The sequence below is a fragment of the Microbispora sp. GKU 823 genome (genome assembly GCF_002027145.1).
GTDB lineage: Bacteria > Actinomycetota > Actinomycetes > Streptosporangiales > Streptosporangiaceae > Microbispora > Microbispora siamensis.
This window is the reverse complement of record NZ_MWJN01000033.1, coordinates 1-15582: the sequence shown is the minus strand read 5'-3', so window position 1 is coordinate 15582 and position 15582 is coordinate 1. Positions and strand designations below refer to the sequence as shown.

General features: G+C 73.2%; 8 protein-coding genes and 1 pseudogene. All 9 read left to right on the top strand.

All coding sequences use genetic code 11. The annotated features are described in order from the left end of the window. Window positions 1-23 precede the first annotated feature (23 nt). On the top strand, window positions 24-1664 hold the full coding sequence (locus B1L11_RS18940; RefSeq protein ID WP_079315721.1) for a 2-isopropylmalate synthase: 1641 nt from the start codon (window positions 24-26) through the stop codon (window positions 1662-1664). Window positions 1665-1682: 18 nt separating this feature from the next. Continuing rightward, the gene (locus tag B1L11_RS18935) at window positions 1683-4478 is read left to right on the top strand and encodes an AAA family ATPase (protein WP_256862685.1); all 2796 of its coding nucleotides are present in this window, start codon (window positions 1683-1685) and stop codon (window positions 4476-4478) included. A 67-nt stretch (window positions 4479-4545) separates the two neighbouring features. Continuing rightward, the gene (locus tag B1L11_RS18930; RefSeq protein ID WP_079315720.1) at window positions 4546-4803 is read left to right on the top strand and encodes an acyl-CoA carboxylase epsilon subunit; all 258 of its coding nucleotides are present in this window, start codon (window positions 4546-4548) and stop codon (window positions 4801-4803) included. A 295-nt stretch (window positions 4804-5098) separates the two neighbouring features. Beyond that, window positions 5099-6085 carry a DUF1702 family protein gene (locus B1L11_RS18925; RefSeq protein ID WP_079315719.1) on the top strand — a complete coding sequence of 329 codons (987 nt, stop codon included), beginning with the start codon at window positions 5099-5101 and terminating at the stop codon, window positions 6083-6085. Between the two features lie 205 nt (window positions 6086-6290). Then, complete coding sequence (locus B1L11_RS18920) at window positions 6291-7271, top strand: DUF1702 family protein (RefSeq protein ID WP_079315718.1); 981 nt, start codon at window positions 6291-6293, stop codon at window positions 7269-7271. Next, window positions 7268-9235, top strand: a complete 1968-nt coding sequence (locus B1L11_RS18915) for a CRTAC1 family protein (RefSeq protein WP_079315717.1) — start codon at window positions 7268-7270, stop codon at window positions 9233-9235. Before B1L11_RS18920 ends, B1L11_RS18915 begins: the two co-directional genes overlap by 4 nt. Window positions 9236-9241: 6 nt before the next feature. Further along, complete coding sequence (locus B1L11_RS18910) at window positions 9242-10252, top strand: enediyne biosynthesis protein (RefSeq protein WP_079315716.1); 1011 nt, start codon at window positions 9242-9244, stop codon at window positions 10250-10252. After that, window positions 10249-12777 (top strand): annotated as a pseudogene (locus B1L11_RS51195) (type I polyketide synthase); the annotation flags it as partial. The gene B1L11_RS18910 and the pseudogene B1L11_RS51195, both read left to right, overlap by 4 nt. A 1018-nt stretch (window positions 12778-13795) precedes the next feature. Beyond that, a partial coding sequence (locus B1L11_RS51190) for an SDR family oxidoreductase (RefSeq protein WP_256862684.1) occupies window positions 13796-15582 on the top strand: 1787 nt, incomplete at its 3' end.

Sequence of the window (15582 nt, the reverse complement as noted above, 5' to 3'; positions counted from 1 at the left end):
CGCCCGGAGAAAAGGAATCGACCGTGAAGATCAGACGCTACAGCGGATCCGCGCGGGTTCCTCTCGAACGGCGCGCCTGGCCGGACGCGGTCATCGAGAGGGCGCCGCGCTGGCTGTCGACCGACCTCCGCGACGGCAACCAGTCGCTGGCCGAGCCGATGACGCCCGCCCGGAAGCTCATGATGTTCGACCTGCTGGTCGGCATGGGCTACAAGGAGATCGAGGTCGGCTTCCCGGCCGCGAGCAGGGACGACCACGATTTCGTCCGGATGCTCGTCGAGCGGGACCTGATCCCCGACGACGTCCGCGTCTCCGTGCTCGTGCAGGCCCGCGACGAGCTGATCGAGCGCACCGTGGCGAGCCTGGAGGGGGCGCGGCGCGCCACGATCCACCTCTACGCGGCGACCTCTCCGCAGTTTCGCGACCTGGTGTTCGGAATGAGCCGCGACGCGTGCAAGGACCTCGCCGTCCAGGGCGCCCGGCTGGTGATGAAGTACGCGGAGCGGACGCTGGACGGGTGCGATCTCGGCTTCCAGTTCTCGCCCGAGCACTTCAACGACACCGAGCCGGACTTCTCCCTCGAGGTCTGCGAGGCGGTCATGGACGTCTGGCAGCCGGAAGCCGGCCGCGAGATCATCCTGAACTTCCCCGCCACGGTCGAGCGCGCGACGCCGAACGTCTTCGCCGACCAGATCGAGTGGATGCACCGCAACCTCTCCCGGCGCGAGCACGTCTGCCTGTCGGTCCACCCGCACAACGACCGGGGAACCGGCGTCGCCGCGGCGGAACTGGCCGTGATGGCCGGCGCCGACCGGATCGAGGGCTGCCTGTTCGGCAACGGGGAGCGGGCGGGCAACGTGTGCCTGGTCACCCTGGGCCTCAACCTCTCGACCCAGGGCGTGGACCCCGGCATCGACTTCTCCGACCTCGACCGTGTCCGGCGTACGGTCGAGCACTGCACGGGGATGCCGGTGCACCCCCGGCATCCCTACGGCGGTGATCTCGTCTACACCGCGTTCTCCGGCTCCCACCAGGACGCCATCAGGAAGGGTTTCGACGCCGCAGAGCGGGAGGCCGAGCGTACCGGCACCGGCCCGGCCGACCAGCCGTGGCGGGTGCCGTACCTGCCACTGGACCCGCGGGACGTGGGCCGGACGCACGAGGCCGTGGTGCGGATCAACAGCCAGTCCGGCAAGGGCGGCCTGGCCTACGTCATGAGCACCCGGCACGGGCTGACCCTGCCGCGCGACCTGCAGATCGACTTCGCCCGCCGGATACAGGCGGTGGCGGACGCCGAGGGCGGGGAGATCCCGCCGGACCGGGTCATGGAGGTCTTCCGGCGGGAGTACGTGCTGGACCGCGTGCCGGACGGCACGACCGGTCGCGGCGTGCCGATGGCCGCGGCGCGGGGGACGGTCACGCTGCACGTCGACGCCGGGCACGCGGGCGCGGCGCGGCGGGACGACGTTGCGGTCTACGCCGAGTACCGGGTGGACGGCGCCTGCCACTGGGGGGCCGGGATCGAGCGGGACGTCCAGGCGGCCGCGCTGGCCGCGGTGCGCGCCGCCGTCCGCAGCGCCGGGCCGGACCCGGCACGGCGCGGGGGGACGCGGAAGAGAAGGGGCGCCACGGGCGCCGGGGCGCCGGGCGGGCCCTGCGGGTGAAGGCCGGCAGGTGACGACATGACGGGCGGTGAGACGGCGATGGCCATGGTCGAACGAGGACAGGAACTGGCGCTTCTCGAGGCGCTGCTCGCCAGCGCCGTCATGGGCAGGGGCAGGGTCGCCCTCGTGGGCGGCGCCGTGGCGACCGGCAAGAGCATGCTGCTGCACACCTTCGCGGAGCAGGCCATCGAGCTGGGCGCGCTGGCCGTCACCGCGACGGGGTCGCCGCTGGAGCGGGACATCCCGCTGGGCGTGCTGCGCCAGCTCGTGGAGGACGCGCCGCTGGTCCCGCAGGAGCGGGAGCGCGCGCTTTCGCTGCTTGACGAGGGCGTGCGCGCGGTGACCTCCGGCGACGGCCCGGACGGCCGCCAGCTGGACGCCCAGCTCGTCTCCGCCATCTGCGGCGTGCTGCTCGACCTGTCCGAGCGGTGCCCTCTGGTGCTCGTCGTCGACGACGTCCACCACGCCGACCGCGCGTCCCTGCTCTGCCTCGCCTATCTGGCGCGCCGGGTGCGGCTCGCCCAGATCGTGCTCGCGTTCGGGCACGCCGACCAGGCGTGGTACACCGACGCCTACTTCCAGACCGAGCTGCTGCGCCAGCCGCACTGCCGCCGCGTCAAGCTCACCCGGCTGTCCCGGGCCGGGGTGGCCGCGATCGCGGCCGAGCGGCTGGGGGACAGGGCGGCCGAGCGGCTCGCCGACGAGCTGTACGCGCACAGCGGCGGCAACCCGCTCCTGGTCACGGCCCTGACCGAGGACTACGCGGAGGCCGCCCGCACGACGCACGAGCCGCCGTCCGCGGTGGTCACCGGGGAGCAGTACGGCCAGGCCGTGCTGGCCTGCCTGGAGCGCGGCGACCCCCGGGTCGCGCGGGTGGCGCAGGGCCTCGCGGTCCTCGGCGACCCCGCCGCCCTCGACCGGCTGCTCGGCCTCCCGGCGACCGACGTGCACCGGGACCTGCACGCCCTCGGCGCCACCGGGCTGACCGCGCTCGGCACGTTCCGTCATGAGGCGGCCCGGCAGGCGATCCTGGCCGCGATGGACGCGGGGGAGCGGGTGGAACTCCACCGCCGGGCGGCCGAACTGGCGTACGGCGCGGGCGCCTCGCCGGGTGTGGTCGCCCGGCACCTGCTGGAGGCGGGGCGGGTGGACGCGCCGTGGGGCGTCGAGATCCTGCAGGAGGCGGCCAGGAGCGCCCTGCGGTCCGGTCAGGTGGACGCCGCGGTCGGCTACCTGCGGCTGGCGTCGTGCGCGTGCGCGGACGAGTCGCAGCGGGCGAAGATCATGACGATGCTCGTGCGCGCCGAGTGGCGGATCAACCCGGCCGCGCCCGCGGGACGCCTCACCCAGCTCGCCGAGGCGATGCAGCGGGGCAGCCTGCGCGGCGGCGACGCCGTCGTGCTGGCCCGGGCCCTGCTCTGGCACGGCCGCGTCGACGACGCCCGCGAGGTGCTCGACCATGTGCAGGAGCCGGGCGTGGCGACCGGCCACGAAGCGCTCGCCGAGCTTCTGGTGGCCCGGTTGTGGCTGCGCGCGGCCTACCCGCCCTTCCTGGCCACGCTGCGGGACACGGCGGGGGAGGACGCGCTGGCGGGCATCGTGTCGGTTTCCGCGAGCCGGCGGCTGGAGTCGGCGCTCGCCCTCGCGGAGGTGCTCACCCAGGGCCCACGGGAGGAGCACGCCGACACCGTCGAGCGGATCCTGGAGGGTTCCGGCCTCGACGAGATGTCGATGGACACGATCGAGAACTCGCTGCTGACGCTGGTCTACGCCGGGCGCGCCGGCCGGGCGGCCCCGTGGTGCGACCTGTTCGGCGCCGAGGCGTCGGCGCGGCAGGCGCCCAGCAGGCGGGCCAGGCTCGCGGCGATCCGGGCGGAGATCTGCATCAGGCAGGGGGACATGCCGGGCGCGGCCCGGCACGCGCGCACCGCCCTGGAGACCATCCCGGTCGGCGGCTGGGGCGTCGCGGTCGGCGGCCCGCTGAGCAGCCTCATCCTGGCCCACACGGCGATGGGGAGGTACGAGGCGGTGCGCGAGCACCTGGACGTGCCCGTCCCCGAGGCGATGTTCCAGACCCGGTACGGCCTGCACTACCTGCACGCCAGGGGCCGCCACAGCCTGGCGACCGGCTACTTCGCGCTGGCGCTGCGCGACTTCCAGCGCTGCGGCGACCTGATGCGGGAGTGGGATCTGGACACGCCGGGCCTCATCCCCTGGCGGGCCGACGCCGCCGAGGCGTGCCTGCGCATGGGCCAGGTGCAGGAGGCGCGCGAGCTGCTGCGGGCTCAGCTCGACGGAGAGGTGCCCGACGACCTCCGGGGCAGGGGGATCGCCCTGCGGCTGCTGGCCGCCACTCTCGAACCCGCCGAGCGTCCGGCGCTGCTGCGCCGGGCGACGCAGAGCCTGCAGGCCGCCGGCGACGGGTACGAGCTGGCGCGCACGCTGACCGACCTGGTCGGCACCTTCGAGGCGCTCGGCGAGTACCGCCGGGCGAGGACGGTCGCCGCCCGGGCGCGGGCCGTGTCGGCCGAGTGCGGCGCAGGGACGCCGGCGGTGGCCGCGTCCCGGACGTGGGACGAGGCCGTCCCGGCCCGTCCGCCGGCCGCCGAGCCGGTCGGCGCGCTGAGCGACGCCGAGCGCAGGGTCGCCTCCCTGGCCGCGGCCGGCTACACCAACCGCGAGATCGCCACCAGGCTCTACATCACGGTCAGCACGGTCGAGCAGCACCTCACCCGGACCTACCGCAAACTCGGCATCGCCCGCCGCGCCGACCTGCCGCTCGTCCTGGAGTTCGGCGACCAGGCCGCCACCTGATCCGGCAAGCATCCAGGAAGTTGCCCGCCCCGCTCGCCTGGTGTGACCGTCGAGACGGGAGGCGGATGTGGACGACAGCCTGATGGGCGACGTGGCCGGCGGCATCGACCTGATCGTCGTGCGCGGGGAGCCGACCCCCGAGGAACTCGCGGCGGTCGTCGCGGTCGTCGCCGCCCTCCGCGCGCGTGCGGAGCCGGAGCCGGGATCGGGATCGGGGCCGGGATCGGGGTCGGCCTGGTCCTCGTGGTCCGCACCGTGGCCGGCGGGTGTCTGGCCTCTCCCGCGTTCCCGGTCGGCCGGCCGGTCTTATCCGAATGTGCTCTGACAGGGAACGTCATAGGCGTAAACCTGCTGCCGTAACGATCGCGCATTTTGCGAAAAGCCGGAAATGTCCCATGGACGCATGCTGAGAAAGTGCGGTCGAGGCCGTCCGTGAGGAATAGCGGGAAAGGCCGGATGGGCGACGCGCCAGTTGTGCGTGCGCGGGTGACGCCGCGCGCCGGCGTCCGGTAGCCGGGTGTCCCCGCGTCCGCACGTCCGGCCGCCGGCCCGCCGGGAGGTCCCGCCCACCGTCGTGGACGCGACCGGCCGGACCAGGCGCCCACGAGGAGAGGTGTGACATGTCGACTTTGTCCGGTTCGCTCCGCAGGCTTCTGCTGGCCCCGTCCCTGCTCGAAGTGACCTTCGCCGCGCGGGGTTTTCCGGGCTCCCCCTCGGAGGTCACCCGGCGGCTGGAGGCGATCCCGCAGGCGGTCGTGTGCGGGTTCGAGTGGGGCATCGACGCACGGGACCAGTGGGAGGTCGAGCGCAGGCTGAGCATGGTCGAGCCGGAGCTGCGCGGCTTCGCCTACGAGGGCGCGACGATGGCGTTCACGGTGCTCGACGCGATGAGTGGCGGGCGCGGCCACCGCACCCGCGACCTGCTGCTCGGCCCCGGGCAACCGCACATCTTCCTCACCTACATCGGCATCGGCTTCGCCATGGCCCGGCTGCCCCGGGTGCTGTGGCGCAAGGTGATGCCCGACCTCGGCGGCTCGCCGTACTACCCGACGATGAGCTGGCTCGCCGTGGACGGCTACGGCTTCGACCGCGCCTACTTCGACACCCGCCGCTGGGTCGACGAGCAGCGGGTGCCCGCGCCGTACGCCTGGGAGGGCTCGCCGGACTACTTCCTCCGTGCCGTCGACCAGGGCATCGGGCGGGCGCTGTGGTTCATCCACGGCGCGCGGGTGCGGGACGTCGCCGCCGCCGTGGGACGGTTCGCGAGCCATCGCCAGGCGGACCTGTGGAGCGGAGTCGGCCTGGCCGCGACGTTCGCCGGCGGCGGCGACGCCGGCGCGCTGGCCGTGCTGCTCCGGGAGGCCGGCGAGCACGGCCCCGAAGTGGCCCAGGGCGTGGTGTTCGCCGCCAAGGCGCGCAGCTACTCCGGGTTCGTGCCCGCGCACACGGAGGTCGCCACCGGCGCCCTGGCGGGACTGTCCGTCCGGGACGCGGTCGCGCTGGCCGACGACAGCGAGGTGGCGGCGGACGCGTCCGGACCGGTGCCTGCGTACGAGCTGTGGCGGAGCCGGGTGCGCGCGCACTTCGCCGGCCGCCTGGTGGGCTGACCCTCGGCCGGAGGCCGAGCCGAATTCCTCTTCCGTATTGCTATTGCCGCGCGCCGACGTGCGGCCATTCTTCGCGCGTTTCTTTTGGAGTGCCCGAAAACGACGCTGAATGGGCACTTCTGAAGTGGCCGCGCCCTGAGCGATATGCGTGAATAAATTCATGATTGTCCGTAGTCACGGGTTATCCGGAGGGCGGTAGAGGTAATTGGCGAGTTTTCTGCGGTCGCTGAGGCGCCGGATCATGACGCCGGACATCTCGGAGACCAAGATGTCGACGCGTGGCTTCCACGTGAAGAGCCCGGAGTCCCGGGACCTGCTCGAGACCGTCGGCGAGACGTTCCTCCTCGGGTACGCGCACGCGATGGAGGCGCGCACGGTCGCCGAGGCGGAGGAGCGCCTCGAGGAGGTGCCGACCCGCTTCCGCGGGTTCGCCTACGAGGGCGCCGGAATGGCCCTCGCCATCCTCGATGCGATGCCGTTCGGCGGCGGGAGGATCGAGAAGTTCCTCGCCGGGCGCGGTGACCGGCACATCTACATGGTGTACGTCGGGATCGGCTGGGCGATGGCCCGCCTGCCGAGGTTCCTGTGGCCGAAGGCCGAGACGCTCGACCCGCTGCTGCGCTGGCTGGTGCTCGACGGCTACGGCTTCCACCAGGCGTACTTCCGTACGGACCAGTACGTGTACGGCCAGTACCGGGATCCCGAGTTCCCCTGGCCCGCCGACGCCACCCGGCCGTACGCGAACCGGGCGCTGGACCAGGGCATCGGCCGCGCCATGTGGTTCGTGGCGGGAACGGACGCCGACCGGTGCGCCTCGTTGATCGAGAGCTTCGACCCGTCGCGGTGGGCCGACCTGTTCGCGGGCGCGGGACTGGCCGCGACCTACGCCGGCGGCGCGGCGGAGGAGGAGCTGCGCCGGCTCTGGGAGCGCGCCGGCGAGCACCGCTCGCAGGTCGCCCAGGGCAGCGCCTTCGCCGCGGAGGCGCGGGTGCGGGCCGGCCTGGTCGTGCCGCACACCCGCCTGGCCACCGAGATCTTCTGCGGCACGACCGAGGAGCGGGCCGCCCTGGTCACCCAGCGGGTCCGTCCCGCGCAGCCGTCGAGCGACGGCAACCCGCCGGCCTACGAGCTGTGGCGGCAGTGCATCGCCAACGAATTCGTCTCCCTTGGAGGTGTTACCCAGTGACCGCGACACTTGGCTGGCTGCGCAGGCAGTCGGCGGGGATCGTGGCGCTCGTGCTGGTCGCGACCGCCTTCCTGATCGCCCGCCTCCCCACGTACTCGGCCGCGCAGACGGCGGAGACGGCGAGCAAGTACTCGTTCGAGCCGCTGTCCATCGCCCTGCCGAGCGGCTACGACCAGAAGTCGATCCGCAAGGTCAACAAGGACTACACGCACATCGACGCCTGGATCTCCTCGGTCGGCGCGGCGATCGCGATGAACGACCTCGACGGCGACGGGCTGTCCAACGACCTGTGCCTCGTCGACACCCGCATCGACCAGGTCGTGGTCACGCCGACTCCGGGTGAGAAGGCGAACCGGTATGCGCCGTTCGCCCTGAACCCGGCCCCGCTGCCGGTCAACGACCACATGGCGCCGATGGGCTGCGTCCCCGGCGACTACAACGAGGACGGCCGGCTCGACCTGCTCGTCTACATGTGGGGCCGCACGCCGATCCTCTACCTGGCCAAGGCGAACGCGTCCGGCCTGTCCGCCGCCGCGTACCGGCCGGTCGAGCTGGTGCCGGGCGTGAACTCGACCAACGGCAGGTACACCGGCCCGCAGTGGAACACCAACGCCGCGACCGTGGCCGACTTCGACGGCGACGGGCACGACGACATCTTCATCGGCAACTACTTCGCCGACGGCCCGGTGCTCGACCCCACGGTCTCCGGGGGCGTGCACATGAACCACTCGATGTCGAACGCCCACAACGGCGGCGAGGACTACTTCTTCCGCTTCACCGGGGCCAAGAGCGGCGACAAGCCGTCGGCCGCCTACCAGAAGTTCGACGACGTCCTGCCCGAGGAGGTGTCGAAGGGCTGGGAACTCGGCGCGTCCGCCAACGACCTCGACGGCGACCTGCTGCCCGAGCTGTACCTGGCCAACGACTTCGGCCCCGACCGGTTGCTGTACAACCGCTCCACCCCGGGGAACTTCAAGTTCTCGCTGGTCGAGGGCGTCCGCTCGCCGCTGATCCCCAAGTCGAAGAGCGTGGGCCACGACTCCTTCAAGGGCATGGGCGTCGACTTCGGCGACCTGAACCACGACGGCGTCTACGACATGTTCGTCAGCAACATCACCACCTCCTGGGGCATCGAGGAGAGCAACTTCCAGTTCATCGCCGACGTGAAGAACCAGAGCGAGCTGCGCGACAGGTTCCGCGAGGGCGTGGCGCCGTACGTGGACCGCAGCGCGACGGCGCAGACCGCGTGGTCCGGCTGGGGCTGGGACGTGAAGATCGAGGACTTCAACAACAGCGGCGAGCCGGCCATCGCCCAGGCGACCGGCTTCGTGAAGGGCTACACCGACCGCTGGCCGCAGCTCCAGGAGCTGGCCACGGCCAACGACGAGCTCCTGCAGAACCCGACCTGGTGGCCGAATACCCGCGCCGGGGACGACATCGCGGGCAACCAGGCCCTGCACTTCTTCGTCAAGGGTCCGGAGGGCCGTTACATCAACCTCGCCCCGCAGCTCGGTCTCGACGTGCCGGTGCCGACCCGCGGCATCGCGACCGGCGACGCCGACGGCGACGGGCGGGTCGACTTCGCCGTCGCCCGCCAGTGGGACGCGCCGATCTTCTACCGCAACAAGAGCCCCGAGCAGGGCGCCTTCCTCGGGCTGCGGCTGACCCGCGACGAGAAGCCCGCCGACGGGACCCTGCCTGCGGCCGGCTCGCCGGTGACCGGCGCGCAGGTGTGCGTCATGACCCCCGACGGCCGGACGTACATCAGCCGGGTCGACGGCAGCAGCGGTCACTCCGGCCGCCGCAGCACCGACGTGCACATCGGCCTCGGTGCGAACGTCACCGGTCCCGTGAAGGTGCGCCTGCAGTGGCGCGACCGCACCGGACAGGTGCGCGAACAGGATCTTCAGCTCACCCCGGGCTGGCACTCGCTCAAGCTCGGCCAGCAGGCCAGGGAGAAGTGATCGGACATGGCTGACAACACGCCCGTCGCGGGGCCGCGCCACGACCCGAAGGTGGTCATCGCGCTGCGCAACTTCGCGATCTCGATTTCGGTCTTCAACATCGTCGGCTACACGCTCCTCGGCTTCGAGCAGCCGTGGCTGTGGCCCTTCATCGCCCTCGCCACCGGGTACGCCACGGAGATCCTGCTGGAGCGGATCGGCTCGCGGGCCGAGGGGCGCGCCCCCCGCTACCGGGGCAACGGCCTGCGCGGCCTGGTGGAGTTCCTCTACCCGGCGCACATCACCAGCCTGGCCATGAACATGCTGACCTACGTCAACGACCAGGTCCTCGTGCTCGTCTTCGGGGTCGTGGTGGCCGTAGGGGCCAAGTGGGTGCTGCGGGCTCCGGTGAAGGGCCGCCTGCGCCACTTCATGAACCCGTCGAACTTCGGCATCGCCGTCATCCTGCTGGTCTTCCCGTGGGCCAGCATCGCGCCGCCGTACCACTTCACCGAGAACGTGGACACCTGGATCGACTGGCTGGTCCCGTCGATCATCATCCTCGGCGGCACGATGCTCAACGGCAAGCTGACCGGCCGCATGCCGCTGATCGCCGGCTGGGTGGGCATGTTCGCCCTGCAGGCCATCCTGCGCGGCGTCTTCTTCGGCACCTCCATCCCCGCCGCGCTCGGCATGATGACCGGCGTCGCCTTCGTCCTGTTCACCAACTACATGATCACCGACCCCGGAACGACGCCGTCGAAGCCCGGCTCTCAGGTCGTCTTCGGCGCCGGCGTCGCCCTGCTGTACGGCCTGCTCACCGCCGTCCACATCTCGTACGCGCTGTTCTTCGCCACCGCCGGCGTCTGCGCGATCCGGGGCGGCTTCTTCTGGGCGCTGCACTTCGTGAACAAGGCCCGCCAGCAGGCACAGGCGCAGACCCTGGCCCCGCCGGCGCCCGTCCCGGCCCAGACGCCGGCCCCGGTCATCGTGACCGGCCCGGTCTCGGTCAACGGCAAAGAGGCGGCCTCCGTATGAGCACCACCAGGATCGCCATCGTCGGCATGGCGTGCCGCTACCCGGACGCCGCCTCGCCCAAGGAGTTGTGGGAGAACGCGCTGGCCGGCCGGCGCGCCTTCCGCAGGCTCCCGGACGAGCGGATGCGCCTGGAGGACTACTGGGACCCCGACCCGTCGGTCCCCGACCGGTTCTACGCGCGCACCGCCGCCGTCATCGAGGGCTACGAGTTCGACCGGCTCCGCTACCGGATCGCCGGCAGCACCTACCGCTCGACCGACCTGACGCACTGGCTCGCCCTCGACATGGCGGGCCGTGCGCTGGCCGACGCGGGCTTCCCCGAAGGGGAGGGGCTGGCGCGCGAGCGCACCGGCGTCGTCGTCGGCAACACGCTCACCGGCGAGTTCACCCGCGCCAACATCCTGCGTCTGCGCTGGCCGTACGTCCGCCGCACCGTCGCGGCGACGCTGAAGGACCAGGGCTGGGACGACGAGCGGCTGGCCGCGTTCCTCGCCGACCTCGAGGCCACCTACAAGAGCCCGTTCCCGGAGGTCGACGAGGACACCCTCGCGGGCGGGCTGTCGAACACCATCGCCGGGCGAATCTGCAACCACTTCGATTTCAACGGCGGCGGCTACACCGTGGACGGCGCCTGCTCCTCCTCGCTGCTGTCGGTGACGACGGCGTGTAAGGCGCTGCTCGACGGCGACCTGGACGTCGCGCTCGCCGGCGGGGTCGACCTGTCCATCGACCCCTTCGAGATCATCGGTTTCGCGAAGACCGGCGCGCTGGCCAAGGGCGAGATGCGTCTGTACGACCGGCACTCCAACGGCTTCTGGCCGGGCGAGGGCTGCGGCATGGTCGTGCTGATGCGCGAGTCCGACGCCGTCGAGGCCGGGCGCAGGATCTACGCCACGATCGCCGGCTGGGGCGTCTCCTCCGACGGCAAGGGCGGCATGACCAGGCCGGAGGTGAGCGGCTACCGGCTCGCGCTGAGCAGGGCCTACGAGCGGGCCGGCTTCGGCATCGAGACGGTCGGGCTGTTCGAGGGCCACGGCACCGGCACCGCGGTCGGCGACGCGACCGAGCTCACCGCGCTGTCACAGGCCAGGAGCGACGCGGGCCCGGCCGCGGCGCCCGCCGCGATCACCTCGATCAAGGGGATGATCGGGCACGCCAAGGCCGCGGCGGGCATCGCCGGACTGATCAAGACCGCGATGGCGGTGCACGAGCAGGTCCTGCCGCCCGCCATCGGCTGCGTCGAGCCGCACCAGATCCTCGCCGAGGACGGCGCTCCGCTGCGCGCGCTGCGCAAGGCGGAGCCCTGGCCCGAGGACGTCCCGGTCAGGGCGGGCGTCACCGCCATGGGCTTCGGCGGCATCAACACCCACGTCGTGCTGGAGAGCTCCGGCCCGCGACGGCGGGTCCTGCCCACCCGCACCAGGACGCTGGCCGCCTCGCTCCAGGACGCGGAACTGCTGCTGGCCGACGCCGCCTCGCCGCAGGCGCTGCGCGATCGGCTCGCGGAACTGGCCGAGTTCGTGCCGCGGCTGTCCTACGGCCAGATCGCCGACCTGGCCGCCACCCTGCAGCGGGACCTGCGGGACCTGCCGTACCGGGCGGCCGTCGTGGTCTCCTCGCCCGACGACGCCGAGCGGCAGTTGCGGCGGGTGCTGACGGCCCTGGACGGCGGTGAGACCAGCCTGTTCACCTCCGACGGCCGGGCCTTCCTCGGCCACGCCGACGGCCCCGGCCGGATCGGCTACCTGTTCCCCGGCCAGGGCTCCGGCAGGGGAACCAGCGGGGGCGCGCTGCGCCGCCGGTTCGCCGAAGTGGAGGAGATCTATGCGCGGGCGGCGCTGCCGTCGTCGGGTGACATGGTGGCCACCGCGGTCGCCCAGCCGCGCATCGTCACCGGCTCGATGGCCGGGCTGCGCGCGCTGTCGCTCCTCGGCCTCGACGCGGAGGTCGCGGTCGGACACAGCCTGGGCGAGCTGTCGGCGCTGCAGTGGGCGGGCGCCCTGGACGAGGACACGCTGCTCGATCTGGCCGCCGCCCGCGGCCGGGCGATGACCGAGCACAGCGCGTCCGGCACCATGGCCGGCGTCCGGGCCGCACCGGCGGCAGTCTCCGACCTCATCGCCGGACTGCCGGTGGTGATCGCCGGATACAACGGCCCGGAGCAGACCGTGGTCGCCGGGCCGGTCGACGCCGTCGAGGAGGTGGGCCGCAGGGCGGCCGACGCCGGGCTGAACTGGACCCGGCTCGCGGTGTCCCACGCCTTCCACTCACCGCTGGTCGCGCCCGCGGCCGAGGCGTTCGGCGCGCGGCTCGCGGGCGAGTCGTTCGAGCGGATCGGCCGGCGGGTCGTGTCCACCGTGACCGCGGAGCCGCTGCGCCCGGACACCGACATCGCGGAACTGCTCACCCGGCAGATCACCGAGCCCGTGCGGTTCACCCAGGCGGTGCAGCTCGCGGCCAAGGACATCGACCTGTTCGTGGAGGTGGGCCCGGGCCGGGTGCTGACGAACCTCGCCTCGGCCGCGACGGACGTGCCCGCGGTCGCGCTCGACACCGACGACGAGTCGCTGGCCGGGCTCCTGCGGGTGGTCGGCGCGGCGTACGTCGTGGGGGCGCCGGTCCTGCACGAGGAGATCTTCCACGGGCGGCTGGTCCGGCCGCTGGAGATCGGCCAGAAGTTCACCTTCTTCGCCAGCCCGGCCGAGTCGGCGCCGGAGGTGCGGGTGCGGGCCGCGGCCCGCCGCGTCACCGAGCCGGAGACCCCGGCTCCCGCCCGGGACGGCCAGGCCGCCCCCGCGGGCGCCGTCTCCAGCCTCGACCTGCTGCGGCAGCTCGCGGCCGAACGCGCCGAGCTGCCTCTGGAGATGGTGGGCGCGGACAGCAGGCCGCTCGACGAGCTGCACCTCAGCTCGGTGACGGTCATGCACATCATCGACCAGGCCACCCAGCGGCTGGGCGTTCCGGCCGGGCAGGCGCCGACCAACCTCGCCACCGCTAGTCTGCGCGAGCTGGCCGAGGCGCTCGACGCCCTGGCCGTCACCGGCGCGCCCGCGGCTCCGCAGGTGGTGGCTCCGGCCGCCGCCTGGGCCAGGCCGTTCTCGGTGGACCTCGACGAGGTGGCGCTGCCCGCGCGGGCGGCGGCGGAGGAGGCCGACGGGCGCTGGCAGCTCTTCGCGCCCGCCGGCTCGCCGCTCGCCGAGCCGCTGCGCGCCGCGCTGGAACGCGGCGGGGTGGGCTCCGGCGTGCTGGTGTGCCTGCCGCCCGATTGCGCGGAGGAGCACGTCGAGCAGGCGCTGCTCGGCGCGCAGGCGGCCCTGGTCGCTCCGGCGGGCAGCCGCTTCGTCCTGGTGCAGCACGGCCGCGGCGCGGCGGGGCTGGCCAGGACCTCCACCAGGAGGCCCCGCACCTGCGCACCACGATCGTGCACGTCCCCGCGACGGCGGACGCCGTGGCGTGGGTCGTGGCCGAGGTGGCCGCCACGAGCGCGTTCGCGGAGGCCCACTACGACGAGGCCGGAACACGCCGGGTGCCGACCTGCGCGCCATGCCCGTGCGGGCGGAGGCCGAGCGGCAGCCGCTGGACGCCTCCGACGTGCTGCTCGTCACCGGCGGCGGCAAGGGCATCACGGCCGAGTGCGCGCTCGCCGTCGCCGCCGACAGCGGCGCGAAGCTGGCCGTGCTCGGGCGGTCCGACCCGGCCCAGGACGCCGAGCTGGCGGCCAACCTCCGCCGGATGGCCGACTCCGGGGTGACCGTCCACTACGCCCGCGCGGACGTCACGGACGCCGAGCAGGTGCGCCGGGCGGTCGAGGAGGTGCGCGGCGCGCTCGGGCCGGTCACCGCCGTGCTGCACGGCGCCGGCCGCAACGAGCCCGCCGGGCTGGCGAGCCTCGACGCGGCCGCGTTCCGGCGCACGTTCGCCCCCAAGGTGGACGGTCTGCGCAACGTGCTCGCCGCGGTCGAGCCGGAGGCGCTGCGCCTGCTGGTCACGTTCGGCAGCATCATCGGCCGGGCGGGCCTGCACGGCGAGGGGCACTACTCGACGGCCAACGAGTGGCTGGCCGAGCTCACCGCCGAGTTCGCCACGGCCCACCCGGGCTGCCGCACGGTGTGCATGGAGTGGTCGGTCTGGTCCGACGTCGGTATGGGCGAGCGGCTGTCGGTCGTGGACGGCCTGGTCCGCAAGGGGATCACCCCGATCTCGCCGGAGCAGGGCGTGGAGATCATGCGGCGGCTCGTCGCCGACCCCGCCGCGCCGCCGATCGTCGTGATCAGCGGGCGGACCGAGGGCGTCGGCACCGTCCGCCGCGACCTACCGCCGCTGCCGCTGCTGCGGTTCGTCGGCACCCCGCTGATCCGCTACCACGGCGTGGAGCTCGTCAGCGAGGTCGAGATGAACGCCGGCACCGACCTCTACCTCGCCGACCACCTGCTCGACGGCAACCTGCTGTTCCCCGCCGTACTGGGAATGGAGGCGATGTCCCAGGTCGCCACGGCCGCGGCGGGCCGCGACACCGTGACGGTCATCGAGGACGCCGAGTTCATGCGGCCGATCATCGTGCCGCCGGACGGCAGCACCACGATCAGGATCGCCGCGGTCGTCACCGGCGACGACACGGCCGAGGTCGCGATCCGCAGCGCGGAGACCGGCTTCGACGTCGAGCACTTCCGGGCCCGGGTGCGCTTCACTGGCGAGAAGGCGCCGGCAGGGCCGCCCGAGCAGGCCGAGGGCCTGCCCGCGGTGCCGCTGGACCCGGAGCGCGAGATGTACGGCGACGTCCTGTTCCAGGGCGGCCGCTTCCACCGGCTGCGCCGCTACCACAGGGCCGCGGCCCGCCACGTCGACGCCGACGTGGCGGCCCTGGACCGGGTCGACTGGTTCGCCGCGTACCTGCCGGCCGACCTGCTGCTCGGCGACCCGGGCATGCGCGACGCGCTCATGCACGGCAATCAGGTCTGCGTTCCGGACGCCACCCTGCTGCCGACGGGCGTCGAACGGCTGTGGCCGGGCGGTCCGGGCCTGGCGGAGGCGGGAGAGCTGCGCTACTGCGCGACCGAGCGCTCCCGCGACGGTGACACCTACGTCTACGACATCGCGGTGCGCGACGCGGCCGGCCAGGTCGTCGAGCGCTGGGAGGGCCTGCGCCTGCAGGCCGTACGCAAGAAGGACGGGCGCGGGCCGTGGGTCGCCCCGCTGCTGGGCTCCTACCTGGAGCGGACGCTGGAGGACCTCACCGGCGCCCGGGTGGCGGTCGCGGTCGAGCCGTACGACCCGCGGGACGCCGGCGACGCCGCGGCCCGGACGGCGGTGGCGGCCGGGCGGGCGCTCGG

Bases quoted from the DNA above. Each gene is read 5' to 3' on its own strand.
- B1L11_RS18935 (WP_256862685.1), top strand. From the start codon at position 1,683: ATGACGGGCGGTGAGACGGCGATGGCCATGGTCGAACGAGGACAGGAA.
- B1L11_RS18925 (WP_079315719.1), top strand. From the start codon at position 5,099: ATGTCGACTTTGTCCGGTTCGCTCCGCAGGCTTCTGCTGGCCCCGTCC.
- B1L11_RS18910 (WP_079315716.1), top strand. From the start codon at position 9,242: ATGGCTGACAACACGCCCGTCGCGGGGCCGCGCCACGACCCGAAGGTG.